Source organism: Bacillus haikouensis, assembly GCF_013179555.1.
GTDB classification, from domain to species: domain Bacteria; phylum Bacillota; class Bacilli; order Bacillales; family Bacillaceae_B; genus Rossellomorea; species Rossellomorea haikouensis_A.
Genome location: NZ_JABMCR010000419.1, coordinates 1 through 2681 on the forward strand (window position 1 = coordinate 1; position 2681 = coordinate 2681).

The 2681-nt window shown below is 40.0% G+C and carries 2 protein-coding genes; one reads left to right on the forward strand and one right to left on the reverse strand.

What is annotated here, in order from left to right; genetic code table 11:
* Positions 1-305 (reverse strand): hypothetical protein (locus HP456_RS22500; RefSeq protein ID WP_172255243.1); only part of this gene is annotated, 305 nt, incomplete at its 3' end.
* 533 nt (positions 306-838) lie between these two features.
* Here HP456_RS22500 and HP456_RS22505 point away from each other — a divergent pair.
* A partial coding sequence (locus tag HP456_RS22505) for a S8 family serine peptidase (RefSeq protein ID WP_172255245.1) occupies positions 839-2681 on the forward strand: 1843 nt, incomplete at its 3' end.

The window sequence follows — 2681 nt, forward strand, 5'->3', positions numbered from 1 at the left end:
GAGCTTGCTTGAAGTTGAGCTGCTTTGACAGGCTTCTGATGCAACTCCACTATAATAGAGATCTCTTCATCGGTATCAAGGTTGACAGCAGTGGATAACTGCAGCCCTGTTTTGTCGTTTAATTCTAAGTTCTTTAAGGCCATTCTTTGGGTATCAGTAAGTTTACTGAGCATTTCCGAATGAGAAACGGGAGTTTTAACTGTCTCCCCCAACGCACTTTCAGGGGAATAGGATATTGTACTGAATACCATTCCCAATGATAGTCCGGCTGTGGCTGCTTTTTTTATTAACTTGTTCTTGTCCAAATGATACACTCCTCCTTGATAGGAATTTAGTAAGTGAATTGAATTTTCTTACTATTAGAAAAATCATCTCATAAATATAATGGGGAATGTATTGGGGTAATCTAGAGAACGATAAGCAACGGATGTTCTTTAATTCTGGGTAATTTGATTTATTATTTTGTGTATTTTTATGTTTCAGCTAAAAATTATTAAAATGGTTTAGTTCATTTGATAGTCTAGTTTTTCCCAAACGTTAATTTCGTATTATCTGATTTAATGAAAGTAGTAGATTAATGGAATTTCTATGTGCATAGTATAGGTAGCTGTGTTATCACGGATCTTCAATATTGCCCAATATTCATGATTATAAGGTCCTGGTGCAAAGGTTTTCTTTTTGTATTTAAATACACTGAAAATATCGATTTTTCAGTATTCACCTGCTCATTAGAAGTAAAAACAATTAAGATCTTCTCTTGAAAATGGTCTGAATTCCCCCAAATGACATCATGAAGATTCGACAATATAATTAGAAGTAGTATAAATAGGGGGTAAAAATGATGAGAAATAGCAAATTTCCTAAGGTTGCTCTAAGCATGGGACTTCTGCTGGGTGCAGCGGGACCAATCGGTTTTGACCCAGTTGTTCAAGCAGAATCAGGATCTAATGCCATGAACGTACTTGCGGATCTTTCGAAAGAACAACGTGAAGCACTTGATAAATTAGAAGCCAACCGAACATTGAGAGGACTTCAATTATCGAGGGATATTGATTTAAAAAGTGAAGAAGATGTAACCGTTATTGTCGAATTCGAACAGCTTCCTGCAAAGACAGAGCAAATTCAACAGTCCCTCAAGGGTGAAGAAGTTTCTCTTGAAAAGGCAAAGAAAAAGGTGGAAGAGTCCCATAAATTATTCAAAAAAGACCTAGATGAGAAGGTCGTGAAAAAGACAAAATCCGGAAAAGATAACTACGAGCTCAAACACTCCTATAAGAATGCGTTTAATGGAGTGGCAATCACTCTACCAGCCAATAAGGTTGAAAATCTATTAGACTCAAACGTTGTAAAAGCAGTATATAGCGAATTAGAGGTTCAGCTTACTCCACCACCTAAATCAACGGAGGAAGAAGGCTCAACGACCAAAGTGGATAGTATTCCTTTCATGAATATCGATAAATTGCATAATGAGGGGTTTACAGGTAAAGGAGTGAAAGTTGGAGTTATTGACACAGGCATCGATTATCATCACCCGGATTTAAAAGATGCCTATAAAGGCGGGTATGACTTTGTTGATAATGATAATGATCCGATGGAAACAACGTATGAGGATTGGGAAGCAGCTGCTGGATATCCGGAAGTAAACCAGGGCAGCACATACTACACAGAACATGGGACACATGTATCAGGGACAATCGTTGGTCAAGCTGAAAATGATTCTGATTATAAGGTCACAGGAGTGGCCCCTGATGCAGAATTGAACGTTTATCGTGTTCTAGGTCCATATGGAAGTGGATCGAATAGCGCCATTATCGCCGGAATAGACCGTGCCGTTGCAGACGGAATGGATATCATTAATCTATCACTTGGAGCACAAACGAACAATCCGTTAGATGCTTCAAGCTTAGCGGTCGATAATGCCGTTTTAAGTGGTGTGACGGCAGTTGTAGCTGCCGGGAACTCAGGGGATCTTGGGAATAGTACATTAGGTTCTCCCGGAGCTGCCGCACTTGCTTTGACAGTGGGCGCAAGTTCTGCTCCATCTTTTGTCATAACTTATGACGGTGCGTTTTCAGCAGAAGGCAAGGAGCTGGACGGAAACCTTCAATTAATGACCAACAAATGGACGGATGAGTTTAGTAATCTCCAAGGAAAAAGCTTTGAAATAGTCGAAGCGGGAGAAGGCGGACCAGCTGATTACAACGGAAAAGATGTCAATGGGAAAGTAGCCTTTGTTGCCAGAGGTACGTATGCCCTCATTGAAAAAATGAACTATGCAAAACAAAATGGCGCGGTTGGCGTTGTGATTTATAATAATAATCCAGACGAAGGCCATATTCCACATTATCTAGGTGAAGGTAACGATAATATCCCTACATTTTCGTTATCAAACCATGCTGGATTAGAAGTAAAAGAACTATTCAAGGAAGGTACACCTATGTTCACTCTTGGTGAAGCAGGAAGAGCAGAAATCAGTGGAGACGAGCTGGCTTCCTTTAGTTCGAAAGGCCCTTCAGGAACGTTATATGATATCAAGCCAGAAGTGACTGCACCAGGAGTGAATATTTTATCAACCGTTCCCGCTTATGTTCAAAATAAAGAAGATTCTACGGATTATTCGCATGCCTATCAACGCCTATCTGGTACATCGATGGCGTCACCTCAAGTGGCTGGTATTGCAG